Genomic DNA, 25363 nt, shown 5'->3' on the forward strand with positions numbered 1-25363 from the left:
ATCTTTCAATGGCTTATACGTCGCTCGCGATGAACGTAGGTTGAACGGCGAAATGTCTGTCAGCGCCCTTGAGCCGCGAGTAGTGCTTCCGGCAAGGGCGGGCACTGTTAACGGTCCGTTAACCTTTCGGCGGCAGTCTCATTGCAATACCCGCTTGCTCCTTGACCACGGATGAACTGGCACTGAGATGAGCAGATGACGAAAGGCCGGGTCGAACCGGCCTTTTTGTTTGTCGCGACTTTGCGTGGCGCATCTTGATGGAAGGTGCGCCTTTTCCATCAGGCAGCGAGCGACTGAAGAATCCGCACCCAGGAGCGGATGCCCTTGTGGTAGGAGATAAGCTCGTATTTCTCGTTCGGCGAGTGGATGCGATCATCGCTGAGACCGAAGCCGACGAGCAGCGATTCCATGCCGAGCATCTTCTGGAAATCCCCGACGATCGGGATCGACCCGCCCATGCCGATGACGATGGCGGGTTTCGGCCACTCGTCGGAAAGCGCGTTCTTCGCCTTGGTCAGAACCGGCGAATCATAGGAGAGATGGATTGCCGGCGAGCCGCCATGCGGATGGAACTCCACCGAGCAATCGGCGGGAATCTTCGAGCTGATATAGCTGCGGAAAGCCTCGCGGATGGCGGCCGGATCCTGCGTGCCGACAAGCCGGAACGAAACCTTGGCCGAAGCCTTGGCAGCGATCACCGTCTTGAAGCCTTCGCCGGTATACCCGCCCCAGATGCCGTTGATTTCGGCGGTTGGCCGCGCCCAGGTGAGTTCCAGCACCGAACGACCCTTCTCGCCGGATGGAATGGAAAGGCCGACTTCGCCGAGGAAGCTCTCCGCGGTCTTGCCGAGCGTCTCCCATGATGCCTTGATGTTGTCAGGCGTTTCCTCGACGCCGTCATAGAAGCCGTCAAGCGTGATGCGGCCGGTCTCGTCATGCAGGCCGGCAAGAGCCCCGACGAGAATATGGATCGGATTGGCAGCCGCGCCGCCGAAGAGACCGGAATGCAGGTCGCGGTCGGCGGCCGTCACGATCACTTCCTCGCCGACGAGGCCGCGCAGCGCTGCGGCGATCGCCGGCGTGTCGCGGTCCCACATGCCGGTATCGCAGACGAGCGCATAATCGGCCTTCAGTTCGGCGGCATTGGCTTCAAGGAAGGGCTTCAGCGATGGCGAACCGGATTCCTCCTCGCCCTCGAAGAGAATGGTAATGCGGCAGGGAAGCGCGCCGTTGATCTCCTTATAGGCGCGACAAGCCTCGACGAAGGTCATCAACTGGCCCTTGTCGTCGGAGGTGCCGCGGCCGGTCAGGATCTTGCGGCCCTCGCCGACATCCTTGATCGATGGCTCGAACGGGTCGTTTTCCCAGAGTTCGATCGGATCGACCGGCTGAACATCGTAATGGCCGTAGAAGAGAACATGCGGCGCATCGGCGGACGCGCCGGCATGATGGGCGACGACCATCGGATGGCCTGGTGTATCGCGCACCGAGGCCGTAAAACCGAGCGTCCCGAGATAAGCGACGAGCCATTCCGCAGCCTTTAGGCATTCGGCTTTGTAGGCGGGATCGGTGGATATCGACTGGATGCGCAGAAGCTCGAACAGCTTGTCGAGGCTCGATGGAAGATTCTGATCCGCGCGCGCAAGCACTTGACGTACATCGGTCATTTTCGACTCCTTTTTGAAATTCGGCCGGACGATAGACCAAACCAGATAGGCAGGCGAGGCGGAAAAACAAAAAATCGGCGGCGCGAAAGACCGGCGGGGCATAGACTAATATCAAGAAGATTTGCTGGATAATATAGAAGAGAATTCTAATTCAATTTACCGTTATTTAGCATAACCTAAATAGCCTGACCGAATTCAGCTGTGCGAGGTTCGGATGTTTTCGGTCATTACATGTATTCGGGACAACCACGATTGGCGGCTGGTGCTTGCGGCTGCCGCCGTCTGCCTGGTCGGCGCTACGGCGGCTATGCTGCTGCTTTCCCGCGCCCAGGAATGCGATGCCGGGCGGCGCAAGCTCTGGATCGGCGCCTCGGCTTTCGCTTTCGGCACCGGCGTATGGGCAACGCACTTCATCGCGATGCTGGCCTATGACGGCGGCATGCCGATCGGCTACCAACTGGGCCTGACGACGCTTTCTTTCCTCCTGTCGGTTGTCGGTTCGTGGGCGGCGATCCTCGTCGCTTCGGAAAGCCGCGGCAGGTTTTCTCGCATCCGCGGCGGCGTCCTGATGGCGCTCGGCATCGCCTCCATGCACCTGACCGGCATGCAGGCGATCGAAACGCAGGCGGTCATCCTTTATGATCCCTTGATGACGCTGAGTGCGGTTCTCGCAGGAGCGCTGTTGTCGGGCGCCGCCTTCCACGCCTTTTTCCAATTGAAGGGACTGAGGCGGCTCCTCGCCTCGTCAATCACTTTCGTCCTCGCGATCTGCGCTCTCCATTTCATCTCGATGGCTAGCATCACACTGGTGCCGGATCCCGGCAAGCAAGTTCCGGCAACGGTGCTCGACGCCAGCCTGCTTGCTGTGATCGTCGTGGTGGCGGCGACGACGCTCATTCTGATTGCGCTCGCAGTGGTCTTTATCGAAAGCCACCTGACGGATCTGAGGGGGCTTGCGAATGCCTCGCAGGAAGGGCTGCTGATCCTGCGGGAAGGCCGGATCATCGATGCCAATGAACGCTTCCAGGGGCTTTCCGGCTGGAAGCTTGCCGATCTTGCCGGCAAGGCGCCCTCGGCTGTTTTGTCCGCTATTCAGGGAACTGGGCAGAACAGACCCAGCGAGACGCTGCTCAACACCAGGAACGGCAGGGAGATCGCCGTCGAAGTGACCGCGAGCAGGATCGTCTATCGCGGGCACAATTGCGAGGTGCTGGCGGTGCGTGATCTCACCGAGCGCAGGCAGGCCGAGGAGATGATCGAGCATCTCGCCCACCACGATGTGCTCACCGATCTGCCGAACAGGTCGCTGTTCGATACCCGCATCCGGCAGGCGCTGCAGATGGCCGAACGAAAGAACAGCGAGGTTGCCCTCTTCTATCTCGACCTCGATCGCTTCAAGGCCGTCAACGATATCTTCGGTCATGCCGAAGGCGACCGGATTCTCCGCAAGGTCGCCTCGATCCTGCGCCGCGTGGCCGATGAGAGCGATACGGTCGCCCGCCTCGGCGGCGATGAATTCGCCATCATTCAGCCCGCCGGGCAGCAGCCGGCGGCGGCGCAGAAGCTTGCGGCTGATATCCTCGACGAATTCGCCGCCGAGATGGACACGGCGCGTGACCCCACAGCCGTCGGCGTCAGCCTCGGCATCGCACTCTATCCCGCGGATGGCGCTGCTGCTGAAGAGCTCTGCAACAATGCCGATACTGCACTCTACCGCGTCAAGCATGACGGTCGCGGCAAGGTCTGTTTCTTCGACGCGGAAATGGACAAGGCGGCACGGAACCGCCGCCAGATCGAAAGCGAACTGCGCCATGCGATCTCCCGCAACCAGATCCATGTCAGCTATCAGCCAATCCTCGATGCGCTGAGCGGCGAGATCGGCGGCTACGAGGCCCTGATGCGCTGGAACCGGCCAGGTTACGGCCTGACCGAGCCCGATATTTTCATCCCGATCGCCGAGGAAAGCGGCTCGATCGTCCAGCTCGGCGAATGGGTGTTGCTGCAGGCCTGCAGGGAGGCCGTGCGCTGGCCGCTGCCGCTGATGATCGCCGTCAATCTCTCACCGGTGCAATTCATGCTGCCGAACCTCTGTGAGCGGATCGAGTCGATCCTCGCCGAAACCGGGCTTGCGCCCGGCCGGCTGGAGCTCGAGATCACCGAGGCGGCCCTCATTCGCGATCGCGACCGGGTGATGACGACGCTGCTGCGGCTGCACAAGCTCGGCGTGCACATCGTCATGGATGATTTCGGCACCGGTTTTTCCTCGCTGTCCAACCTGCGTTCATTCCCTTTCGACAAGATCAAGGTCGACCGCAGTTTCACCGGCGTGCTGGAACATGATGCGTCGGCACGCTCGATCGTGCGCGCCATCATCGGCCTTGGTCATAGCCTCGGCATGCCTGTCGTGACGGAGGGCGTGGAAACGGAGATGCAGCGCCGGATCGTCGTCGAGGAAGGCTGCGCGCAAGTGCAGGGCCTTTTACTCGGCAAGCCGGATATCGAGCCGAGCGTCAAGCTTGCCGCCGACGAAAACGTCCTGACCATGCAGATCGAAACCGGCGTGTCCCTATTGCGACGCGCACAGCGTGCCGGCGAGTGATCTTACAGCGCCGCGCGTCTTTTCAGACGCGCAAAAAACGCTGTAACACTTTGAATTGCTGCATAATTTTATCCTTAAATCGATTATGATTTAAGGATAAAATTATGCAGCGGTCAGAGCGCCTTGGCGTTTTCCAGCAGCCGGCGGATATATTCGAGCGTCAGCTCGCGCTCGAAAACCCGAAAACCTTTAAACAGCGCAAGGTCGGCCTCACGCGCGGTCTCGATCGCCTCGGCCTCCATGGCGCGCGCCCTCGGCGTCAGGAAGAGCAGTTGCGCCCGCTTGTCGGACGGATGCGGCCGGCGCTCGATCAGCCCGTCGCGCACCATGCGCGAAAGCGTATTGGCCATGGTCGCCTGCTCGATATCGACCCGCTCGAGAAGCTGTTTCTGGGTCAGCCCGTCCTCGGCCCAGAGTTCCAGCAGGATGGGGAACTGGCCCGGAGAAAAACCAAGCCCGACCGCGCGCTGGTGCAGCGAGCGGGCAAAACCCTTCGCCAGCTGGCTGGCAAGGTAGGCTCCCGAATCCATGCGGTTAAATCCCATGATTGCAAGTTAGGCTCAAAACCATGCCGGAGACAATGCAGCAAATCGCATACGATGCTCCTTAACATGCAAGCCGTGATGATAATTTCGAGTGCCTGGAAAAAACAAAAGTCGCCATGGCCTGGAGGTTGGCCATGGCGACTTTAAAGTGGGGACAAAGGCCCGGAGAGGGGGATAAGGCCTTTGTCCAAGCCTGACGCGGCGGGGGACAAGCCGGTAATCAGACCCGCGACGCAATCAAGCGCCGGTGACATGGATTTGTGGCTCAGAATGTGGTTTTTCAAGGGAGGGCGATCGTTACAAATCGGTAACAGTTTGGTGAGCTGGAATCGCTGCCGCACAATTCCTGAGATCGGAATCGATGGAAGGATAAAATTATGCAGCAACGCCAAGTGCTCAGCGTCCTTTGCGCGTCCGAAAAGACACGCGGCGCTGTGTGACGCTCCGAACGCCATAATCCTTTTCGCGCGCCGAACTTTATGCCGAACTCTATATGGACCTCGTCCGATGCCCGCGCTATCCATGCACGCATGAAAAAAGGCGATCACCTCTTCCTAGTCGATGGTTCCGGATTCATCTTCCGGGCGTTTCATGCATTGCCGCCGCTGACCCGCAAGACCGACGGCCTGCCGATCGGCGCCGTGTCCGGTTTCTGCAACATGCTGTGGAAGCTGCTGAGGGATGCGCGCAATACCGATGTCGGTGTGACGCCGACACATCTTGCCGTCATCTTCGATTATTCCGCCAAGACGTTTCGCAAGGATCTCTACGACGCCTACAAGGCGAACCGCTCCGCCCCGCCGGAAGAGCTCATCCCGCAATTCGGCCTTATAAGAGAGGCGACCCGCGCCTTCAATCTGCCCTGCATCGAGACCGAAGGCTTCGAAGCCGACGACATTATCGCCACCTATGCCCGCCAGGCCGAGGCAACCGGCGCCGATGTCACCATCGTCTCCTCCGACAAGGATCTGATGCAGCTCGTCAGCCCCAATGTCCATATGTATGACAGCATGAAGGACAAGCAGATCGGCATTCCCGATGTCATCGAGAAATGGGGCGTGCCGCCGGAAAAGATGATCGACCTGCAGGCGATGACCGGTGATTCCGTCGACAACGTTCCCGGCATTCCGGGCATCGGCCCGAAAACCGCCGCCCAGCTGCTTGAGGAGTACGGCGATCTCGACACGCTGCTCGAACGCGCCACCGAGATCAAACAGGTCAAGCGCCGCGAGACGATCCTCGCCAATATTGACATGGCCAGGCTCTCGCGCGACCTGGTGCGGCTGCGCACCGATGTGCCGCTCGAACTCGATCTCGACGCGCTGGTTCTGGAACCGCAGAACGGCCCGAAGCTGATCGGCTTCCTGAAGACGATGGAATTCACCACGCTGACGCGCCGCGTCGCCGAGGCCTGCGATTGCGATGCGAGCGCCGTCGAACCGGCGACCGTCCGCATCGAGTGGGGCGAGACGGCCCGCGGCCCGGATCTCGACGCGGCGGAGCCCGAGACTGTTGCCGGCGGCATCCCCGACGTTTCGGGCGAATCTGTGCCGGTGCCGCCGCGCGCGAAGGCGAAGAGCGCCGTCGAAGGCGCCTTTTCGCCCGCCGATCTTGCCAAGGCGCGGGCCGAGGCCTTTGCGACGCTGCCCTTCGATCATTCGGCCTATGTCACGATCCGCGACCTGGCGACGCTCGACCGCTGGATCGCCGATGCGCGCGCTACCGGCCTCGTTGCTTTCGATACCGAGACCACGTCGCTGGATGCGATGCAGGCCGAACTCGTCGGCTTTTCGCTGGCGATCGCCGACAATACGGCCGATCCCACTGGCACGAAGATCCGCGCCGCCTATGTGCCGCTTGTCCATAAGAACGGCGTCGGCGATCTGCTCGGCGGCGGCCTTGCCGAAAACCAGATCCCGATGGGCGATGCCCTGCCGCGGTTGAAGGCATTGCTGGAGGACGAAGCGGTTCTCAAGGTCGCCCAGAACCTGAAATACGACTACCTGCTGTTGAAGCGCTACGGCATCGAGACCAGGAGTTTCGACGACACAATGCTGATCTCCTACGTGCTCGACGCCGGCACCGGCGCGCACGGCATGGATCCGCTCTCGGAAAAATTCCTCGGCCATACACCGATCCCGTACAAGGACGTGGCGGGCAGCGGCAAGGCGAATGTCACCTTCGATCTGGTCGATATCGACCGCGCCACCCACTATGCCGCCGAAGATGCCGACGTGACGCTGCGCCTCTGGCTGGTGCTGAAGCCCCGGCTGGCGGCAGCAGGGCTGACCAGCGTCTATGAACGGCTGGAGCGGCCGCTATTGCCCGTGCTTGCGCGTATGGAAGCGCGCGGCATCACCGTTGACCGGCAGATCCTGTCGCGGCTCTCCGGCGAGCTGGCCCAGGGTGCAGCAAGGCTGGAGGACGAGATCTACGTGCTGGCCGGCGAACGTTTCAATATCGGCTCGCCGAAGCAGCTGGGCGATATCCTGTTCGGCAAGATGGGCCTTTCCGGCGGCAGCAAGACGAAGACAGGCCAATGGTCCACCTCCGCGCAGGTGCTCGAGGATCTGGCCGCCGCCGGTTTCGAACTGCCGCGCAAGATCGTCGACTGGCGCCAGGTCACCAAGCTGAAATCCACCTATACCGACGCGCTTCCCGGCTATGTCCATCCGGAGACCAAGCGGGTCCACACCTCCTATTCGCTGGCATCGACGACCACGGGGCGTCTGTCCTCGTCCGAGCCGAACCTGCAGAACATTCCGGTGCGCACCGCAGAAGGCCGCAAGATCCGCACCGCCTTCATCTCGACGCCTGGCCACAAGCTGATCTCCGCCGACTACAGCCAGATCGAACTGCGCGTGCTTGCCCATGTGGCCGAGATCCCGCAGCTGACCAAGGCCTTCGAAGATGGCGTCGACATCCACGCCATGACGGCTTCGGAAATGTTCGGCGTGCCGGTGGAAGGCATGCCGGGCGAGGTGCGCCGCCGCGCCAAGGCAATCAATTTCGGCATCATCTACGGCATTTCGGCCTTCGGGCTTGCCAATCAGCTTTCGATCGAGCGTTCGGAAGCCGGCGACTATATCAAGAAGTATTTCGAGCGTTTCCCCGGCATCCGCGATTATATGGAAAGCCGAAAGGCAATGGCGCGCGACAAGGGTTATGTCGAAACGATCTTCGGTCGCCGCATCAACTATCCCGAAATCCGCTCTTCCAATCCATCCGTGCGCGCCTTCAACGAGCGTGCGGCGATCAATGCGCCGATCCAGGGTTCGGCTGCCGACGTCATCCGCCGGGCGATGATCAAGATAGAGCCGGCGCTTGTTGAAGTCGGCCTTGCCGATCGCGTCCGCATGCTGCTGCAGGTGCACGACGAACTCATCTTTGAGGTCGAGGACCAAGATGTCGAAAAGGCGATGCCGGTCATCGTCTCGGTGATGGAAAACGCCACCATGCCGGCGCTGGAAATGCGTGTGCCGCTGAGGGTCGATGCACGCGCCGCCACCAATTGGGACGAGGCGCACTAACGACTTCCCCAAAATTGGCAAAGATTTTTCTCACTGCCAGAACTCATTGAAAGTGCAGCGATTTATCCCAACGGGTCGTATCGGAACGATACGGCAGGAAGGAACTTATTAACCTTCCTTTTCTATCCCGGTAGGGTCGTAATTTGCAAAGCATGAGTGAGTAGCGGACGCATGCGTTTTCCCAGAACCAATTTGACTGATGCCGGAGATTTTTCCAGCGAGATTGAAACGGACCTTCCGGCGGAAAACCCAGGGGAGAAGCCGGCGCCACCCATCTGGCAGAGCAACTTTTCCCTCGCGCCGAATGTCCGTTTCACCCGTACGCCGGAAACGCTGATCAGCAGGCGGCGCGCGCCGAATGAGCCCGTTCGCGATGATTCGCAGATTGGACAGCAGGCGATACGGATAGAGCCGGTAGCCGTCGACGTGCCCTTCGATATCTATCTGCCAGAGCCGGACGAAATTTCCGTAGCACCGCATAGGGTCGAACTGCAGCAGTCACCTTTGCCTGACGAGCCCGGCGCGCCGGCTTTCCGCGCCAGCGCCGAGCTTTCCTCCATTTCGGATTTCGCCTTTTGGGAAGTCATGGCCTTCGAAGAGGCCGAGCCGGTTCGCGCACCGCCCTTGATATCGTTCCCGAAGACCGAGACCTCGCCCGAATCGATCACGTCGCTGTTCCGGATCATGGAATGGCGTCCCGGCCGGTCGGCCCCTGCTCCCGTCATCTCCCGCCCGCTCCCGCAGCCGGCTGCGATCTCCGCAAAGGTCGCTGTGCGCCCTCCGGCCGCCTCGTCCCTGGAAAGACCCAGGCGCATCGCTGTCGAGGCACCGGTCGCGCCCTTACCTCAGGCGGCGCCAACCTCTCAGGTCGCGCCAGCCCCTCAAATTGCATCAGCCCCTCAGGCAGCACCAGCGCCGCAGCGCACGCCGCCTGTCGCCGCGGTCCTGCCGTCGCCGCGCCTGGCCGCGCGGCCCGAAAGGATCGACGCATCCGGCTATCAATTCCCGCCGCGTGCCCTGCTGCAGGAACCGCCGGAACGCCTCGGCGAGATCATGTCGCAGGAGACGCTGGAACAGAATGCCGGGCTTCTGGAAAGCGTGCTGGAAGATTTCGGCATCAAGGGCGAAATCATCCATGTCCGTCCCGGTCCTGTCGTCACCCTCTATGAATTCGAGCCGGCGCCGGGCGTGAAATCGTCGCGGGTCATCGGCCTTGCCGATGATATCGCCCGCTCGATGTCGGCGCTTTCGGCCCGCGTGGCCGTCGTCCCCGGCCGCAACGTCATCGGCATCGAATTGCCGAATGTGACACGTGAAACCGTCTATTTCCGCGAGATGATCGAGAGCCAGGATTTCGAGAAGAGCGGTTACAAGCTGGCGCTCGGCCTCGGCAAAACCATCGGCGGCGAGCCTGTCATCGCCGAGCTCGCCAAGATGCCGCATCTGCTCGTGGCCGGCACCACCGGCTCCGGCAAGTCGGTCGCCATCAACACGATGATCCTGTCGCTGCTCTACCGCATGACGCCGGAACAGTGCCGCCTGATCATGGTCGACCCGAAGATGCTCGAACTGTCAGTCTATGACGGCATCCCGCATCTGCTGACGCCCGTCGTCACCGATCCGAAGAAGGCGGTCATGGCGCTGAAATGGGCCGTGCGCGAAATGGAGGAGCGCTATCGCAAGATGTCGCGCCTCGGCGTGCGCAATATCGATGGCTATAACGACCGCATGGCACAGGCCCGCGAAAAGGGCGAGACCATCCATGTCATGGTCCAGGTCGGCTTCGATAAGGGCACCGGTGTTCCGATCGAGGAAAGCCAGGCGCTGGACCTGACGCCGATGCCCTATATCGTCGTCATCGTCGACGAGATGGCCGACCTGATGATGGTCGCCGGCAAGGACATCGAAGGGGCAATCCAGCGCCTCGCCCAGATGGCCCGCGCCGCCGGCATCCATCTGATCATGGCGACACAGCGTCCGTCGGTCGACGTCATCACCGGCACGATCAAGGCAAACTTCCCGACCCGTATCTCCTTCCAGGTGACCTCGAAGATCGACAGCCGCACCATTCTCGGCGAACAGGGCGCCGAGCAGCTGCTCGGTCAGGGAGATATGCTGCATATGCAGGGCGGCGGGCGGATTTCCCGCGTCCACGGTCCTTTCGTCTCGGATGTCGAAGTGGAAAAGGTTGTCGCCCATCTGAAAACCCAGGGCCGCCCGGAATATCTCGACACCGTCACCGCCGACGAGGAGGAAGAGACGGAAGAGGAAGAAGCCGGCGCCGTCTTCGACAAGAGCGCCATGGCCTCGGAAGATGGCAATGAACTCTACGAGCAGGCGGTCAAGGTCGTCATGCGCGACAAGAAGTGCTCGACGTCCTACATCCAGCGCCGCCTCGGCATCGGCTACAACCGCGCCGCCTCACTGGTAGAACGCATGGAAAAGGAAGGTCTCGTCGGCCCAGCCAACCACGTCGGCAAGCGCGAGATCGTATCGGGACGGGGTGACGGCGATTAATCGGGCGCGGAGTGCGGCTGCGCACTCCACGTCCTCAAGTCTGCCAACCGCAGCGTCTCGCTGACGAACGTGGTTTTTCCGGCGGTGTAAAAATCCCAATCGCCGCCTGCCTCTGCGGCCAGCCGGCGTTTCAACTCGGCATAAGCCTTGGCTCTCTCGGGGTGAACCCTGAGATAATCGCGAAACAGAATGCGCTCCCGATGTCCGCGATTATCGGGTCCGCAAAGGTAGAGCTTGAAGCCGTAAGCTTTATGATCGCGGGTGAAAGCCCATCGTTGCTCTCCGGTATCGCCGTGGAAGACGAAATCGGCAGCGCGCACCACCTCGATCGCCGTCGGCAGGAACTCGTCGGATATCATCACGGCATTAAGGTCGATCTTCGGCTTGGCTGCCAGCCCAGGCACTGATGTGCTGCCGATATGATCGATGGAAAGCAGGCGGTCACCGAGCAAGGCGGAAACCTCCGCGCTGATCTCGTCAAACAGCAGTGGCCAAGAGGGATCGTAGTCGGCCACTTTGATGGCGCGCATGCCTTTTCCCTCGAGCCTGGTCAATGCGCCTTGGTCAGCAATCCGTCGAGGATCTCGATCATCTTCTGCTCGGCCTCTTCGAGCGAGCCGCTATTGTCGAGCTCCACCACGTCATATTCGCCGCGCACCGTCAGCGGTCCGCGGGCGAGCCGGGCCATGATATCTTCATGCGTCTCGCGTCCGCGCGCCTCCAGCCGGCCGGCAAGCACTTCGGGGCGGGCGGTGACGTTGATGACTTTCAGCCGCGGGAAGGCGGCCTGGAAGCGGTGAAGCGCCGAGCGCGAGCCGTTGGCGACAACGACATGGCCTCTGGACAGCGCCACCGAGACCTCGGCGGGAATACCGTATTTCAGGCCGTGCGCTTCCCACCAGACGGCGAAGGAGCCTGATTGCTCCATGGCGGCAAACCCTTGGAGGGAGACGGAAAGATGGTCCTCGCCGCCGGCATCGCGGTGGCGGGTGATGACGCGGCGGACGAAATGCACGTTCTCACGGCCGGCAAAACGCCGGGCGGCGAGGTTCATCAGCGTGTCCTTGCCAGCACCGCTCGGACCGACGACAACGACCATGATGCCGCGCTCGGCACCGGCTCCTGCGTGGGGTTCGTGCGGCATCATGCGACACGGCGTCCTTGGCGCCAGACGGAGCGTGTCACCGGCACGCCGTGCGAACGATGGACGCGGACAAGATCGGCGCGCAGCCCGGTTGCGATCCGGCCGCGATCGTCGAGGCTGACGGTGCGGGCGGGCGTCGACGTCACCATGGCGATCGCCTTCGGCAGGCTGATGCTCTCCACCTCATCGGCGAGGATGAAGGGCGCATGCAGCAGGCTGAGCGGTACGTAGTCGGAGGAAAGCACGTCGAGCACGCCCATCTCGGCAAGGTCGCGGGCGGCGATATTGCCGGAATGCGACTTGCCGCGCACGATGTTCGGCGCGCCCATCAGCACGCTCATGCCATGTTCGTGCGACGCCCGGGCGGCATCGAAACTGGTCGGGAACTCGGCGAGGCGCACACCGTTGTCGATCGCCTCGTCGACATGCGAGAGCGTCGCGTCGTCATGGCTTGCCACGGTGATGCCGCGTTCGGCGCAGACCTTGGCGATGGCATTGCGGTGCGGCGTCGAATTGCGCGCCGATTCTGCCTGACGCTTGGCGACGAAACGCGCGAAAGCCTCGTCGCTCAGGCCCCGCTTCTTCTGGTAGTAGAAGATATATTGGTCCATCGTCTGGAATTGCCGCTGGCCGGGTGCATGATCCATCAGCGAGACGAGCCGCACATGCCGGTCGTTTTCGAAATCGGCAAAATGTTCGAGCACGTTGTCGGCCGAGACCTCGCAGCGCAGGTGGATGAGGTGCTCGGCGCGCAGCCTGCCTTCCTTCTCCGCCGATTGGATGGCGTCCGCCATCTCGCGCATCTCGCCATGTTCGAAGCCGCCGTCCTCGTCCGCACCCATGCGCAGGCAGTCGAACACCGTGGTGATGCCTGACGTGACGATCTGGGCGTCATGCGCCTGGACTGCGGCGGTCTTGTTCCAGCGAATGCCGGGACGCGGCTGATAATGGCCTTCGAGATGATCGGTGTGCAGCTCGACAAGGCCTGGAATGACGTAGTCGCCTTCGAAATCTTCGCCGGCTACCGAGTTACCCTCGGAGATGTCGGCAATCTTCCCGTCGCGGATGAGGATCGAGCCTGAGAGGATGTCATCCTCGAGAACGATGCGGGCGTTGGAAAACACGGTCTCTTTGCTCATGTCGTCAGGTCTTTCAGCTTTTGGCGCCGGCAAGCGGCAGCCAGGAATGAACTTTGAACGGGGCACCGCGCGTCTCCTCGATGAAGACGGCAAGGCCGGAAATCGAAAGCGGCCGGCCGGTGAAATCGGCAAAACGCTCTGTCAGGATCGCTTTCATCACCTGAGCACGTGTCTCGGGCACTTGGCCGCTCAGCGTCATGTGAAAGCCGAAATCCTCCATGACGTAAGGATAACCCCAGCGCTGCAGATGGGCGCGCTGGCTGTCGCTGAGCTTCTCCGGATTGCGCCGCGCCATATCGGCCTCGGAAAGCGCCGCCCGGAACGGTTCGAAGGACCTTACCACTTTCGCGGCGAAATCCTGAAGAGGTTGATGAAGTGAACCGGGAACGAGGGCAAAAAAACGGCCGAGCTGGCCGAGCACGAGCTCAGGAATCTCGAAGGCTTGCGTGCGCTGGGCAAAATCCTCGGCAACGGTCATGAGATCCTCCTCGGTGACCGAGGAGGCGAGGGAAAAGGGCGCCTTGATCGTGGCGTGAAAGCCGTAACGGCGCGGGTCGGCAGTCAGCTCGAACTGTTCCGCCGCACCCAGTTGCTCATATTCCGGTGCAGGGTAGGTCTCGCCGGTGAAAGCATTGCGGCCGAGCCAGAGCGAGGCCGCGCCGGTCAGGGGATCATCCTTCGGCGGCGAGAAATAGAGAGCGTAGCGCAAGGCTTTTATCCTGGAGATCGTCCAAACGGGGAGGGCACTGTGCAGTGATTTGGCGGCGAACCGCAAGCAGGCTCCCGGCTAAAAGATTTCCGTGACAGAATGATGATGGCGGCAGCGGCGCCACTGCTTTGATGGATGGATCAGTGGGCTTTCGTGCCCATCAGCCGATGGCGCAACGCGTTCGAGGCGGCGTCGAAAATGAAGACGACGATCAGGATCAGAATGACCATGTAGGCGACGTTTTCCCAGTTGGCATTGGTGCGCATGGCCTCCCACAGTTTCAGGCCGATGCCGCCGGCGCCGACGGCGCCGATAATGGTCGCGCCGCGCACGTTCGATTCCCATTGGTAGAGCGTCTGGCTGACGAAGACGGGAACGATCTGCGGCATAATGCCATAACGATGAACGAGCACGGTCTGAGCGCCTGTTGATTTGATGCCTTCCCGCGGCTTGTTGTCGATATTCTCAAGGCCTTCGGAATAGAGCTTGCCGAGCGTGCCGGTCTCGGTGAGGAAGATCGCACCGCTGCCGGCGAGCGGGCCGGGGCCGAAGGCGCGCGTCAGGAACAGCGCCCAGATCAGCATATCGACCGAGCGCAAGAAATCGAAGAAGCGCTTCAGGATCTGGTTCAGCAGGCGGTTCGGCGTGATGTTGCGCGCTGCCAGGAAGGCGAGCGGAAAGGCGGTAAGCGCGCCGAGCAGCGTTCCGAGGAACGCCATGACGATCGTCTGGAAAAGCTTGGTCCAGACGTCGCCGTGCTGCCATTCGCTGTTGTTCCAGATATCGTCGAAGGCGAGCGACAGGTTGGATTGGTCGGGCTTGATGCGCGGACCGGAGACGATGAGGCTGACGACCTCGCCGACCGGCTTGTCGAAGAAGGATGATTGCGTGTCGAAGATGAAATTCGCCCAACCGATGAAACGTTTGCGGATCTTCACCCGGTCGACTGAGATGCTGACATTGCCGGCAAAGCCGAGATCCGCCAGCACGTTGTCATCATAGACTGTCATCCAGCCGGGTACCGGTCCGACGACTTTCGGCGCGCCGCTCGAAACTTCCACCGGGACGCTGACGCCATGCGCGGTGACGATCGTCTCGCTCCTCGAGACGGTGACGCTGCGGCTGGTGCCGCTGATCGAAACGGTGATGCTGCCGTCGGGATTGTTGACCAGCCAGTCCGGATGCGGATTGTCGCCGAGCGGCGAGAAACGCGGATAACGGATGTCGATCGAGCCGTCATCCCCAATGCGGAATTCCGGTTGAACGTCGTAGCTCACCCATTGGGTGAGATAGATGCCGACGCGCTCCCAATGGGCTTCGGCAAAAAGCTTGGGCAGGTCGAAGAACCACACGGCATAGAGGCTGTAGAGCAGTGTCGCGATGAGGATCATCAGCCCGCCGAAACGCTGGCGGAACGACCGGTGGAAATATTCCGGATAGCGCGTTTCTATCTCATGCATGCGGTTTGCGTCGATCACCGTCATGGCGGCCTCAATGTTGCAGGAGGAAGGCCTGCTCGCCGACGAGGCGGCGGCGCAGCCATGCGGAGAACTGGTCGACGGCGACGATCGTCACGAACAGCAGCAGAACGAGCGCTACCGTCTTGGCGCCGAAGCCGCGCGAAATCGAGAGCTTCAGTTCCTCGCCGATGCCGCCGCCGCCGACGGCGCCGATGATGGTCGAGGCGCGCACGTTGATCTCAAGGCGCAGCAGCGCATAGGAGGTGAAATTCGGCAGCACTTGCGGCAGGGCGGCAAAGCGCACGCGTTCCCACCAGTTGGCGCCGACGGCTTTCATACCCTCGTGGGGCTTCATGTCGATATTTTCGGCCACTTCGTAGAAGAGTTTGCCGAGCGCGCCGATCGTGTGCAGGGTGATGGCGATGATGGCGGCGACCGGCCCGATCGACAGGATCGCCGAAAACAGCCCGGCTATGACGATTTCAGGGAAGGCGCGCAGGAACTCCATCAGCCGCTTGGTGAAGATGCGCAACGGCCATGAATTCGTCAGGTTGCGCGCGGCAAAGAAGCTCAATGGGACGGCAAAGACGAAGGCGATGATCGTCGAGATCAGCGCGACGTTGATCGTGACGATCATCAGCTCGAAATATTCGGGAATGTAGAAGGCGCCCCAGACGTAGACACGGCCCCTGTCGAAATTGAATTCCTCGCCGCCCTTGTCGTTGACGCTCGCTATATCAAACAGCGCGCGCCAGACGTCGTGCCAATCCCTGGGGATGAGCCAGCTCAGGAAGTCGAAGAGATGCGGCAGACGGTCGAAGAAATGGCCGGCATTGCTCTCGTCGGCGAAGCGGACGGAGCTGACGAAAGCCGCAATGAGGATAACCAGGCCGAGGACGGTATAGAAGCGGCGCTTGGCGACCATCCGGTCCCAGGCGGTGCCGATCTCCTTGGTGCTCTGCATCTGCGGCTGTGTATCGGCAATAGTCATCAACGCCTCGCCTACTTCATAATTCTATCCTCAAATCGGAATCGAGTTGAGGATAGAATTACGCAGCAATTCAAAGTGCTACAGCGTCCTTTGCGCGTCTAAGACGCGCGGTGCCGTAGTCAAAAGATAGAGGGCGGCCGTTGCCGGCCGCCCTCATTCGAAACGGCTCGATCAGCCGCCGATGGCAGCTTTGCGGACGTCGACGACGGCGTTGTAGAAGTCGTGCTTCACGGGCGCGTAGCCCTTGTAGTCGCCGCCTTCGACAGCGGCGAAGCACTTGTGATCCTTCTCCGGCAGAGCCGTGAAGAAGGCTGCAAGCTTCGTCTGCCACTCTTCGCCCAGAGCATTGCGAACGACGAGCGGGCCGTTCGGGATCAGCGGCGAACGCCATACTTCGACCAGCTTGTTCGGATCGACGGCGCCCTTGTCGACTTCCTTGCGGAAGGTACCGGAGGTGTAGCCGTCCTTGAAGTCGCCGATGCCCGAGCTATCGTCGACGGCAATGTCGACCTTGCCGTCATAGGCAGCGAGAAGGTTGTTCTCGTGACCGCCGTTGAACTGGGTCGAGGCGAAAAACTTGTCGTTCGGCATGCCCGTGTCCTTCGGGATCTGCGTCAGCGGAACGAGGTAGCCGGAGGTGGAATCCGGATCGGCGTAGCCGAGCTTCTTGCCCTTGGCGTCCTTGATGGACTTGATGCCGGAGGACTTCAGAGCAAGGCCGATCGAGTAATAACCCGTCGAGCCGTCCTTCTGCTGCGTCGTCAGGATCGGCGTGACAGCCTTCGAATCCTTGATGTAGACGGCGGCGTAGCCGGAGGCGCCGAGTTCGGCGAAGTCGAGCGTGCCGCCGAGCAGGCCCTGGATCACGCCGTCATAGTCGGCGGCCGGGAAGAGCGAAACCTTCTCGAAGCCGAATTCCTGCTTCAGATGGTCGGCAAGGCAGGCATAGTTGCGCAGGCGGTCGGTTTCGTTTTCGCCGCCGAGGATGCCGATGCGGAATTCCTTGAGGTCTGCAGCGTGGGCAGCGCCGGCGAGCGCGAAGAGCGCCGTTGCCGCAAAGAGTGCTTTCTTCAACATGTTCTCTCCTATTGACCGGTGTCCCCGGCCTTCCCGTTACGAAGAAGTGTGCCCTTGACGCGGGCGCTCGATCGCGGCTGCCTCTCTCAGAGGCCGGCCAGCGCCAGCGGCTGTGTGCCGGCGGATTGATGGTCTGCCCGCTCGGGGGCGATATTGATCGATGTCGAGGTCACCGTTTCGTCGATGCCGGCGCCGTCCTTGTCCGTCCCGTAGATTTCCTTCACCGCTTCGGCGGTCAGCTCCGAGGGCTTGCCGTCGAAGACGACGCGGCCGCCGGCCATGCCGACGATGCGCTCACAATAGTTGCGGGCGGTGTCGAGCGTGTGAAGGTTGGTGACGACGGTGATGCCCTCGCGCTCGTTGATATCGCGCAGCGCATCCATGACGATCTTGGCGTTCAACGGATCGAGCGAGGCGATCGGCTCGTCGGCGAGAACCATCTTCGGGTTCTGCATCAGCGCGCGGGCGATCGCCACGCGCTGCTGCTGACCGCCGGAAAGCGTGCCGGCTGCCTGCAGCGCCGTCTGCTCGATGCCGAGGCGTTCGAGTGCCGCGATGGCATGCACGCGTTCCTCGCGGGTGAAGATGTTGAGCAGGCTCATAAGCGTCGAGCGATGATTGAGGCGGCCGAGCATGACATTGGTGAGGACGTCGAGGCGCGGCACCAGGTTGAACTGCTGGAAGATCATCGCGCAGTCGCGCTGCCAGTTGCGCAACGCCTGGCCGCGAAGCCCGGAGACCTCGACGCCGGCGAAATGAATGGAGCCGGAGCTCGGCTCCTGAAGGCGGTTGATCATGCGCAGCAGCGTCGACTTGCCGGCGCCGGAGCGGCCGATAATGCCGACCATCTGGCCCTGAGGAATGGCGAGCGTGACGGAATCGACGGCGAGCTTTTTTCCGAAACGACGTGTGACATTCTTCAGCTCGAACACCATGCTCTTCCCTTGCGATCCAGGCCTTGTTCAGCATCGCATTAGTCCCGCTTGATGAACCTCGCATGTCATATTTGTGTAAGTCCTGTCACAATTCTCCGCCCCTATATCGGGGGTTTAAACGCCGTAACGGGACAGAAAATCTTCCGCGCTCAGGTTGCGGAAATCGGAGAGCGCTTGGCGCAGCCGGTCGTGCTCCCAGTCCCACCAGGAAAGCCTGTCCATCCGTTCGCCGACCTCTCCTGGAAAGCGCTCGCGGATGAGCTTTGCCGGCACGCCGCCGACGATCGTATAGGGCGCGACGTCCTTCGAGACGACGGCGCCGGCTCCGATCACCGCGCCGTTGCCGACGTTGACGCCCGGCAGAATGGTCGCCCCGTGGCCGATCCAGACGTCGTTGCCGATCGTCACGCGGTTTGCGCGCCGCCAGGCGAAGAAGTCCGTCTCCATGTCGCCATCCGGCCAGTAGTCGGCGGCGCGATAGGTGAAATGATGCAGCGTCGCGCGCCAGGTCGGATGGTTGGTGGCGTTGATGCGCACGGCGGCGGCGATATTGACGAACTTGCCGATCGTCGCACACCAGACGGAGCCGTCCTGCATGATGTAGGAATAGTCGCCGAACGTGGCCTCGCTAATGCGGCAGCGTTCAGAGACCTCCGTATAGCGCCCGAAGGTGGAATCGCTGACGGACGCCGTCTCATGAAAATAGGGCTCGATACCCAGTTTGCGGCTCATGCAGCGATCTTTCTCGGTGAGAATTGCTGGACGTCGAGGATGCGGTCGGCGACGGCTTCGCGCACCTCTTCGTCGTGGAAGATGCCGAGAAGGGCCACCCCCGCCTTCTTCTTTTCCGCGATCATGCCGACGACGACGGCACGGTTCCTGGCATCGAGCGAGGCTGTGGGTTCGTCGAGAAGCAGGATCGTATGCTCGGTGATGAAGCCGCGCGCGATGTTGACGCGTTGCTGCTCGCCGCCGGAGAAGGTGGCGGGCGGAAGCTGCCAGAGCGTTTCCGGCAGATTGAGCCTGGCAAGCAGGGCGCCCGCCTTTTCCCGCGCGGTGACGGCGTCCTCGCCGCGTGCCACCAGCGGTTCCGCAACCACGTCGATCGCCGCGACGCGCGGCACGGTGCGCAGGAACTGGCTGACATAGCCGAGCGTATCGCGGCGGACGTTGAGCACGGTGCGCGGATCGGCGGAGGCGAGATCGACGATGCGGTCATTGTGACGGATGAGGATCTGACCGGTGTCGACGGCATAATTGCCGTAGATCATCTTGAGCAGCGAGCTCTTGCCGATGCCCGATGGGCCACCGAGCACGACGCATTCGCCCGATGCGACCGAGAAGGCGACATCGGAGACGACAGGTAGCTTGATGCCGTCGCGCAGATGCATGGTGAAGCTCTTCGAGACTTCGGAAACGACGAGGGGCGTTGCCATGATTTCTTCTTCCTTGGTTTCGCCGCGTATCTGAAAGGACGCGCAATGGACACGTAACATGCTGAATTGCTGCATAATTTTACCGAAAATCGATTCCGATTTAAGGAATTATGCAGTAGCGCTCAGACCTGCAGGATCGAGGAGACGAGCAACTGCGTGTAGGGTTCGCGCGGATCGTCGAGCACGCGGTCGGTAAGCCCGTGTTCGATGACGTAGCCGTCCTTCATCACCATCATCCGGTGCGAGAGCAGGCGGGCGACGGCGAGATCGTGGGTGACGATGATGGCCGAGAGACCGAGATCGTTGACGAGGCCGCGGACCAGATCGAGCAGGCGCGCCTGCACCGAGACGTCGAGGCCGCCGGTCGGCTCGTCCATGAAGACGAGGCGCGGCCCGGTGACGAGGTTGCGGGCGATCTGCAGGCGCTGGCGCATGCCGCCGGAAAAGGCGCGCGGCTGATCGTCGATGCGGTCGGCGTCGATCTCGACGCGTTCGAGCCAGTCGATCGCCGAAGCGCGGATCTTGCCGTAGTGCCGGTCGCCGATCGCCATCAGCCGTTCGCCGACATTGGCGCCGGCCGAGACGGTCATGCGCAGGCCATCGGCCGGATTCTGGTGTACGAAGCCCCAATCGGTGCGCATCAGGAAGCGCCGCTCGGCCTCGTTCATGCGGTAGAGGTCGCGGTAGCTGCCGTCGCGCATGTGATATTCGACGCTGCCGGTGCTGGGCAGCAGCCGGGTGGAGAGGCAGTTGAGCAGCGTCGTCTTGCCGGAGCCGGACTCGCCGACGATGGCAAGCACTTCGCCGGGCCAGAGCTCGAAGGAGACGTCGCGGCAGCCGATACGGTTGCCGTAGAATTTCGAAACGTCATGGACTTTGAGAAGCGGGGTATCGCTCATTCTGCAGCCTCCCGGGCCAGCATCTCGCCGGCATGTCCGTGCGCGCGGCGGTCTTCGCAATGATCGGTGTCGGAGCAGACGAACATCCGCCCGCCCTTGTCGTCGAGAACCACTTCGTCGAGATAGACATCCTCCGCACCGCAAAGGGCGCAGGGTTTATCGAAACGTTGGATATCGAAGGGATAGTCCTCGAAATCCAGGCTGACGACGTCGGTATAGGGCGGAACCGCATAGATGCGCTTCTCGCGTCCGGCGCCGAAGAGCTGCAGCGCGTCCGACATGTGCATCTTCGGATTGTCGAATTTCGGCGTCGGCGACGGGTCCATGACATAGCGGCCGTGGACCTTCACCGGATAGGCGTAAGTCCGCGAGATGCGGCCGTTATGGGCGATATCCTCGTAGAGCTTCACATGCATGAGACCGTATTCTTCGAGCGCGTGCATCTTGCGCGTCTCGGTCTCACGCGGCTCGAGGAAGCGCAGCGGCTCGGGGATCGGCACCTGGTAGACGAGCACCTGCCCGACCCCGAGCTTTTCTTCGGGAATGCGGTGGCGCGTCTGGATGATCGTCGCATCCTTGGTATGCGTCGTCACCGCGACATTGGCGACCTTCTGGAAGAAGGCGCGGATGGAAACGGCGTTGGTCGTATCGTCGGCACCCTGGTCGATGACCTTCAGCACGTCATCAGGTCCGATGATCGAGGCCGTCACCTGCACCCCGCCGGTGCCCCAGCCATAGGGCATCGGCATTTCGCGCGAGGCGAAGGGCACCTGGTAGCCGGGAATGGCGATTGCCTTCAGGATGGCCCGGCGGATCATCCGCTTCGTCTGTTCGTCGAGATAGGCGAAGTTGTAGCTGGCCAGATCGGTCATTCGGCGGCTTCCTTCATGTCTTCGCCACCGTTGCGGGCGGATTCGAATTCGCGGCGCATGCGGCGGACGAGATCGAGTTCGGCCTGGAAATCCACATAATGCGGAAGCTTCAGGTGCTCGACGAAGCCCGTCGCCTGGACGTTGTCGGAGTGCGAGATGACGAATTCCTCGTCCTGTGCCGGCGCGGTGATATCCTCGCCGAGCTCTTCGGCGCGAAGCGCCCGGTCGACCAGCGACATCGCCATCGCCTTGCGCTCGCTCTGGCCGAAGACCAGGCCGTAGCCGCGGGTGAATTGCGGCGGCGCCTTGGCCGAACCCTTGAACTGGTTGACCATCTGGCATTCGGTGATCTGGATCGTGCCGAGCGAGACGGCGAAACCGAGTTCCGGCACGTCGAATTCCACCTCGACGTCGCCGATGCGGATTTCACCGGTGAAGGGGTGGTTACGGCCGTAGCCGCGCTGGGTGGAATAACCGAGCGCCAGCAGGAAGCCCTCGTCGCCACGGGTAAGCGCCTGTAGGCGCAGATCGCGGGTCATCGGGAATTCCATCGGCTCGCGGGTCAGATCGCCGATCTCATGATCTTCCGGCATGTCGCCGTCGGCCTCGATCAGGCCCTCTTCGCCGAGGATTTCGGAGACGCGCATGACGCGGCCGATCTCGGCTGCACGCTGAGCGGGCGTCTCGACCGCCTCGTCAGAAAGCAGCGAGGGGTCGAGCAGGCGGTGGGTATAGTCGAAGGTCGGACCGAGGAGCTGGCCGCCCGGCAGATCCTTGTAGGTCGCCGAGATGCGGCGTTCGATCGTCATATCAGCCGTGTCGAGCGGCCTGGAATAGCCGAAACGCGGCAGCGTCGTGCGGTAGGCGCGCAGCAGGAAGATCGCCTCGATCATGTCGCCGCGTGATTGGCGGATGGCAAGTGCAGCGAGCGTGCGGTCGAAAAGCGAGGCCTCGGCCATGACGCGATCGACGGCGAGCGCCAGCTGCGCGACGATCTGTTCGATGCCGATCGCCGGCAGCGAACGGTCGCCGCGGCGGCGGTCGGCCAGCAGGCGGTGGGCATTGGCGATGGCGGCCTCGCCACCCTTGACGGCAACATACATGAGCTCAGATCTCCGTTGCTGTGATCTTGGTGGTGCGCGGTAGGCAGAGGAAACGCTTGCCCGCCGTCAGCACGATGTCGACGCCGCGCGGAAAGAGCGCACGGTTCTCGGTCCAGAGCCGCAGGAAGGTCTCCGGCAGGCCGATGGGCGCGATCTCCGTCACGCTTTGGATGCCCGGACCCATCAGCGCCAGCCTGCGGCCGCCCGCGAGTTCGGCGAGCTCGATGACAACGGTCGTCGAGCGGTCGGGATATTCCTGCGTGCCTGATGCAAAGAGGCCGAAGGAGGAAAGTGCGGTGCCGGCCTCGGTGAAGGCAAAGCGCGCCTCGGCCTTATCGCTGGTCAACGGCGCGCCGGTATGGAAGCCGAGCCATTCCGGCACGGCGGATTTCACCAGTCCCTGGGAAAGCCAGACGGGCGTGTCGTGGTCGCAAAGCGTCAGCGCGATCGTGCCGGCGGCGATGCCGAGCGGTGCCGGCGGAGCGACATGGGGCTGAACGGTCTGGATCGTGCCGGGGCGAGCCATGCCGTCCATCAGCATCTTGAAGACGCTCTGGGCATGGAAGACCGGCTCGGCAAAGCCGCCGGTCAGAGCTTCTGTCTTCAGGCCCATCAGTTGTCTCCCCGCACCATGGTGAAGAAATCGACGCGTGTCGCCGCCGTCTCGTCCGCCTTGCGGCGTTCGGCATCGGCGATGCGTTCGGCGATTGGCAAAAGCAGTGCCTGTTCGACAAAATCCTTCGTCGCGTCCTCCTGCCAGAGCGCGTCGAAGATCGCCGCAAGCCGGGCCTTCTCGCGGTCGGTGCCGAGCGCCTGCGCATGGCCGACCGAGCCGGAGTCGAGCCGGACGGTGGCCCGCGTCACGGTCACTTCGCCCAGATTGAAGGGAGCGCCGCCGCCGCCGATGCGTCCGCGCACCATCACCAGCCCGGTCTCCGGTCCGCGCACCTGATGGGCCACAGGCTTTTGCGGCAGCGCATCGAAGACCGCTGTGAGTTCGCTGCGTTCCGCACGCGCCAGCAGATCGGCGGCGCGTTTGCGCCCGGATGCCATCTGTGACGCAGCGTCTTTCCTGTCCGCTGGTATCATCGCCGCTTCCCTTAAAATGTCTATTGATATAGACAACCATACAAGATACATTTAGCTCTAAATCGATGTCGTGACAAGCGTGTGACATCTACGGCGCCGCGCGTCTTTTCAGACGCGCAAAGGACGCTGTAGCACTTTGAATTGCTGCATAATTCGATCCTGAAATCGGGATCGTTTTCAGGATCGAATTATGCAGAAGGCGAGAAATAGCAGGCAGGGGTGGAATGGCGGGATTGAAGCAGGTGCAAAGGCAAACCGGCGTGGCGCTGTGGCGCCAGATCGCCGATCGGATTCGCGAGGCGATCAGCAACGGAGCCTATGACGAAACGGGAATGGTACCGCCGGAAACCATGTTGGCGGTGCAATTCGGCGTCAACCGGCATACGGTGCGCAGTGCGCTGGCGGCACTGGCGCAGGAGGGGATCGTCCGTGCGGTACAAGGTCGCGGCACGCTGATCGAACGCAAGGAGCGGCTGAATTTCCCGATCACAAGGCGCACGCGCTTTACCGCCGGCATTGGCGATCAGGCGCGTGAAATGCGCGGCCTTCTGCTCGATGAGGCGAAAGAGGAAGCGAATGCAGAGGTCGCCCGCTGGCTGGGCCTGAAGCAGGGTGAGCCAGTGATCCGCCTGGAAACCTTGCGCCAGGCGGACAAGCGGCCGGTTTCAAGGGCGACGAGCTGGTTTCCGGCCGAACGCTTCGCCGGTATCGGCGAGGCCTACCGGGCGGGGGAATCGATCACCAAGGCTTTCGCCGAACTCGGCCTGCCGGATTATGTCCGGGCGACGACCGAGGTGACGGCCGCCCATGCAAGCGCAGCCGATATGGCCGACCTTGAACTCACTCCCGGTGCCATCCTTCTGATCGCCAAGGCAATGAATACCGATCTTGACGGCGTGCCGGTGCAATATTCGATCAGCCGTTTCGCGGCCGACCGGGTGCAGTTCACCATCGAGAACTGAGCGTCTTTCCCCGCCGAAGCGGGGAAAGGTCAGCTGAGATCAATGCGCGCCCGACATGTCGCCGAGCACTTCCTTCGAAGCGACGGTGGAATCCGCCTTCAGCTTGTAGACCATCGGCACGCCGGTCGCGAGGTTGAGGGCGAGCACGCCTTCTTTGTTCAGCTTGTCGAGCACCATCACCAGCGAGCGCAGCGAATTGCCGTGTGCGGCCACCAGCACCTTCTCGCCCCTGAGCACGCGCGGCAGGATCTCGGTGAGGTAGTAGGGCCAGACGCGGGCGCCGGTGTCGCGCAGGCTTTCGCCGCCGGGAGGCGGCACGTCATAGGAACGGCGCCAGATGTGCACCTGTTCCTCGCCCCATTTGGCGCGGGCATCGTCCTTGTTGAGGCCGGAGAGATCGCCATAGTCGCGCTCGTTCAGCGCCTGGTCGCGGATCGTCTGGAGATCGGGCTGGCCGACCTTGTCGAGGATGAGCTTCAGCGTGTGCTGCGCACGCACCAGCACCGAGGTATAGGCGACATCGAATTTGATCCCGTATTCGGCAAGCGCCGTACCGCCGGCATTGGCTTCCTGGATGCCGAGCTCCGTCAGATCGGGATCCTTCCAGCCGGTGAAGAGATTCTTCAGGTTCCAGTCACTCTGGCCGTGGCGAACGAGGACGAGGGTACCGCTCATGAATATGCCTCCGT

At 62.0% G+C, this 25363-nt stretch carries 22 protein-coding genes; 4 read left to right on the forward strand and 18 right to left on the reverse strand.

All coding sequences use genetic code 11. From position 1 onward, the window contains the following. Positions 1–278: 278 nt before the first annotated feature. Positions 279–1667 carry a M20/M25/M40 family metallo-hydrolase gene (locus AC1D2N_RS10085; protein ID WP_130653390.1) on the reverse strand — a complete coding sequence of 463 codons (1389 nt, stop codon included), beginning with the start codon at positions 1665–1667 and terminating at the stop codon, positions 279–281. Between the two features lie 214 nt (positions 1668–1881). Here AC1D2N_RS10085 and AC1D2N_RS10090 point away from each other — a divergent pair, with 214 nt between their 5' ends. Continuing rightward, the gene (locus tag AC1D2N_RS10090) at positions 1882–4266 is read left to right on the forward strand and encodes a bifunctional diguanylate cyclase/phosphodiesterase (protein WP_130653391.1); all 2385 of its coding nucleotides are present in this window, start codon (positions 1882–1884) and stop codon (positions 4264–4266) included. 113 nt (positions 4267–4379) lie between these two features. On the opposite strand, the gene AC1D2N_RS10095 is transcribed toward AC1D2N_RS10090, so the two are convergent. Then, on the reverse strand, positions 4380–4796 hold the full coding sequence (locus tag AC1D2N_RS10095; RefSeq protein ID WP_003544385.1) for a MarR family winged helix-turn-helix transcriptional regulator: 417 nt from the start codon (positions 4794–4796) through the stop codon (positions 4380–4382). Between the two features lie 545 nt (positions 4797–5341). On the opposite strand from AC1D2N_RS10095, the gene polA reads away from it, so the two are divergent. Both polA and AC1D2N_RS10105 read left to right on the forward strand, forming a co-directional pair. After that, entirely contained in the window at positions 5342–8341 is a 3000-nt protein-coding gene (gene polA, locus AC1D2N_RS10100) for a DNA polymerase I (protein WP_130653392.1), read from the forward strand. A gap of 171 nt (positions 8342–8512) precedes the next feature. Beyond that, a complete protein-coding gene (locus AC1D2N_RS10105; RefSeq protein ID WP_130653393.1) occupies positions 8513–10858 on the forward strand; it encodes a DNA translocase FtsK in 2346 nt (781 codons plus the stop codon). Here AC1D2N_RS10105 and AC1D2N_RS10110 read toward each other — a convergent pair. The 15 genes from AC1D2N_RS10110 to phnG all read right to left on the reverse strand — a co-directional run bounded on the left by AC1D2N_RS10110 (position 10855) and on the right by phnG (position 23712). Beyond that, on the reverse strand, positions 10855–11388 hold the full coding sequence (locus tag AC1D2N_RS10110; RefSeq protein ID WP_130653394.1) for a GrpB family protein: 534 nt from the start codon (positions 11386–11388) through the stop codon (positions 10855–10857). The genes AC1D2N_RS10105 and AC1D2N_RS10110 overlap by 4 nt on opposite strands. Before the next feature lie 20 nt (positions 11389–11408). Beyond that, entirely contained in the window at positions 11409–12005 is a 597-nt protein-coding gene (phnN, locus tag AC1D2N_RS10115; protein WP_018244296.1) for a phosphonate metabolism protein/1,5-bisphosphokinase (PRPP-forming) PhnN, read from the reverse strand. Continuing rightward, positions 12002–13141 (reverse strand): alpha-D-ribose 1-methylphosphonate 5-triphosphate diphosphatase, encoded by a 1140-nt coding sequence (locus tag AC1D2N_RS10120; protein WP_028731839.1) that lies wholly within the window; start codon positions 13139–13141, stop codon positions 12002–12004. Before AC1D2N_RS10120 ends, phnN begins: the two co-directional genes overlap by 4 nt. A gap of 13 nt (positions 13142–13154) precedes the next feature. After that, positions 13155–13850, reverse strand: coding sequence for a DUF1045 domain-containing protein (locus AC1D2N_RS10125; RefSeq protein ID WP_130653395.1), 696 nt, complete (start codon positions 13848–13850; stop codon positions 13155–13157). Positions 13851–13990: 140 nt separating this feature from the next. Further along, entirely contained in the window at positions 13991–15334 is a 1344-nt protein-coding gene (gene phnE / locus AC1D2N_RS10130; RefSeq protein ID WP_130653396.1) for a phosphonate ABC transporter, permease protein PhnE, read from the reverse strand. A 7-nt stretch (positions 15335–15341) separates the two neighbouring features. Further along, a complete protein-coding gene (phnE, locus tag AC1D2N_RS10135) occupies positions 15342–16301 on the reverse strand; it encodes a phosphonate ABC transporter, permease protein PhnE (protein WP_130653397.1) in 960 nt (319 codons plus the stop codon). A 171-nt stretch (positions 16302–16472) separates the two neighbouring features. Continuing rightward, positions 16473–17378, reverse strand: a complete 906-nt coding sequence (phnD, locus tag AC1D2N_RS10140) for a phosphonate ABC transporter substrate-binding protein (RefSeq protein ID WP_018244301.1) — start codon at positions 17376–17378, stop codon at positions 16473–16475. A gap of 86 nt (positions 17379–17464) precedes the next feature. Then, positions 17465–18310 carry a phosphonate ABC transporter ATP-binding protein gene (gene phnC / locus AC1D2N_RS10145; RefSeq protein WP_113541785.1) on the reverse strand — a complete coding sequence of 282 codons (846 nt, stop codon included), beginning with the start codon at positions 18308–18310 and terminating at the stop codon, positions 17465–17467. A 117-nt stretch (positions 18311–18427) separates the two neighbouring features. Continuing rightward, a complete protein-coding gene (locus AC1D2N_RS10150; protein WP_130653399.1) occupies positions 18428–19045 on the reverse strand; it encodes a DapH/DapD/GlmU-related protein in 618 nt (205 codons plus the stop codon). Further along, positions 19042–19749, reverse strand: coding sequence for a phosphonate C-P lyase system protein PhnL (gene phnL, locus AC1D2N_RS10155; RefSeq protein WP_026230920.1), 708 nt, complete (start codon positions 19747–19749; stop codon positions 19042–19044). The genes AC1D2N_RS10150 and phnL overlap by 4 nt, the downstream gene beginning before the upstream one ends. 122 nt (positions 19750–19871) lie before the next feature. Next, on the reverse strand, positions 19872–20648 hold the full coding sequence (gene phnK, locus AC1D2N_RS10160; RefSeq protein WP_003544413.1) for a phosphonate C-P lyase system protein PhnK: 777 nt from the start codon (positions 20646–20648) through the stop codon (positions 19872–19874). Next, positions 20645–21520, reverse strand: coding sequence for an alpha-D-ribose 1-methylphosphonate 5-phosphate C-P-lyase PhnJ (locus AC1D2N_RS10165; protein ID WP_003544415.1), 876 nt, complete (start codon positions 21518–21520; stop codon positions 20645–20647). The genes phnK and AC1D2N_RS10165 overlap by 4 nt, the downstream gene beginning before the upstream one ends. Next, the gene (locus AC1D2N_RS10170) at positions 21517–22623 is read right to left on the reverse strand and encodes a carbon-phosphorus lyase complex subunit (RefSeq protein ID WP_130653400.1); all 1107 of its coding nucleotides are present in this window, start codon (positions 22621–22623) and stop codon (positions 21517–21519) included. Before AC1D2N_RS10170 ends, AC1D2N_RS10165 begins: the two co-directional genes overlap by 4 nt. A gap of 4 nt (positions 22624–22627) precedes the next feature. Further along, positions 22628–23236 (reverse strand): phosphonate C-P lyase system protein PhnH, encoded by a 609-nt coding sequence (gene phnH / locus AC1D2N_RS10175; protein ID WP_130653401.1) that lies wholly within the window; start codon positions 23234–23236, stop codon positions 22628–22630. Next, the gene (phnG, locus tag AC1D2N_RS10180) at positions 23236–23712 is read right to left on the reverse strand and encodes a phosphonate C-P lyase system protein PhnG (protein ID WP_130653402.1); all 477 of its coding nucleotides are present in this window, start codon (positions 23710–23712) and stop codon (positions 23236–23238) included. Before phnG ends, phnH begins: the two co-directional genes overlap by 1 nt. Positions 23713–23936: 224 nt before the next feature. On the opposite strand from phnG, the gene phnF reads away from it, so the two are divergent. After that, positions 23937–24674 (forward strand): phosphonate metabolism transcriptional regulator PhnF, encoded by a 738-nt coding sequence (phnF, locus tag AC1D2N_RS10185; RefSeq protein WP_065277014.1) that lies wholly within the window; start codon positions 23937–23939, stop codon positions 24672–24674. Between the two features lie 39 nt (positions 24675–24713). Here phnF and AC1D2N_RS10190 read toward each other — a convergent pair whose 3' ends face one another. After that, positions 24714–25349: a 2,3-bisphosphoglycerate-dependent phosphoglycerate mutase gene (locus AC1D2N_RS10190; RefSeq protein ID WP_028731826.1), complete on the reverse strand. Its 636-nt coding sequence runs from the start codon at positions 25347–25349 to the stop codon at positions 24714–24716. Positions 25350–25363: the final 14 nt, after the last annotated feature.

The sequence above is a fragment of the Rhizobium sp. P1_B8 genome (genome assembly GCF_056406515.1).

Excerpts from the sequence above, each read along its gene's own strand:
- phnE (WP_130653397.1), bottom strand. The coding sequence starts at position 16,301 with ATGACTATTGCCGATACACAGCCGCAGATGCAGAGCACCAAGGAGATC.
- phnL (WP_026230920.1), bottom strand. The coding sequence starts at position 19,749 with ATGGCAACGCCCCTCGTCGTTTCCGAAGTCTCGAAGAGCTTCACCATG.
- phnD (WP_018244301.1), bottom strand. The coding sequence starts at position 17,378 with ATGTTGAAGAAAGCACTCTTTGCGGCAACGGCGCTCTTCGCGCTCGCC.
- AC1D2N_RS10150 (WP_130653399.1), bottom strand. The coding sequence starts at position 19,045 with ATGAGCCGCAAACTGGGTATCGAGCCCTATTTTCATGAGACGGCGTCC.
- polA (WP_130653392.1), top strand. The coding sequence starts at position 5,342 with ATGAAAAAAGGCGATCACCTCTTCCTAGTCGATGGTTCCGGATTCATC.
- AC1D2N_RS10165 (WP_003544415.1), bottom strand. The coding sequence starts at position 21,520 with ATGACCGATCTGGCCAGCTACAACTTCGCCTATCTCGACGAACAGACG.
- phnF (WP_065277014.1), top strand. The coding sequence starts at position 23,937 with ATGGCGGGATTGAAGCAGGTGCAAAGGCAAACCGGCGTGGCGCTGTGG.
- AC1D2N_RS10110 (WP_130653394.1), bottom strand. The coding sequence starts at position 11,388 with ATGCGCGCCATCAAAGTGGCCGACTACGATCCCTCTTGGCCACTGCTG.
- phnE (WP_130653396.1), bottom strand. The coding sequence starts at position 15,334 with ATGACGGTGATCGACGCAAACCGCATGCATGAGATAGAAACGCGCTAT.
- AC1D2N_RS10170 (WP_130653400.1), bottom strand. The coding sequence starts at position 22,623 with ATGTATGTTGCCGTCAAGGGTGGCGAGGCCGCCATCGCCAATGCCCAC.
- phnK (WP_003544413.1), bottom strand. The coding sequence starts at position 20,648 with ATGAGCGATACCCCGCTTCTCAAAGTCCATGACGTTTCGAAATTCTAC.
- phnH (WP_130653401.1), bottom strand. The coding sequence starts at position 23,236 with ATGGGCCTGAAGACAGAAGCTCTGACCGGCGGCTTTGCCGAGCCGGTC.
- AC1D2N_RS10090 (WP_130653391.1), top strand. The coding sequence starts at position 1,882 with ATGTTTTCGGTCATTACATGTATTCGGGACAACCACGATTGGCGGCTG.
- phnN (WP_018244296.1), bottom strand. The coding sequence starts at position 12,005 with ATGATGCCGCACGAACCCCACGCAGGAGCCGGTGCCGAGCGCGGCATC.
- AC1D2N_RS10085 (WP_130653390.1), bottom strand. The coding sequence starts at position 1,667 with ATGACCGATGTACGTCAAGTGCTTGCGCGCGCGGATCAGAATCTTCCA.
- AC1D2N_RS10095 (WP_003544385.1), bottom strand. The coding sequence starts at position 4,796 with ATGGATTCGGGAGCCTACCTTGCCAGCCAGCTGGCGAAGGGTTTTGCC.
- AC1D2N_RS10120 (WP_028731839.1), bottom strand. The coding sequence starts at position 13,141 with ATGAGCAAAGAGACCGTGTTTTCCAACGCCCGCATCGTTCTCGAGGAT.
- phnG (WP_130653402.1), bottom strand. The coding sequence starts at position 23,712 with ATGATACCAGCGGACAGGAAAGACGCTGCGTCACAGATGGCATCCGGG.
- AC1D2N_RS10190 (WP_028731826.1), bottom strand. The coding sequence starts at position 25,349 with ATGAGCGGTACCCTCGTCCTCGTTCGCCACGGCCAGAGTGACTGGAAC.
- AC1D2N_RS10105 (WP_130653393.1), top strand. The coding sequence starts at position 8,513 with ATGCGTTTTCCCAGAACCAATTTGACTGATGCCGGAGATTTTTCCAGC.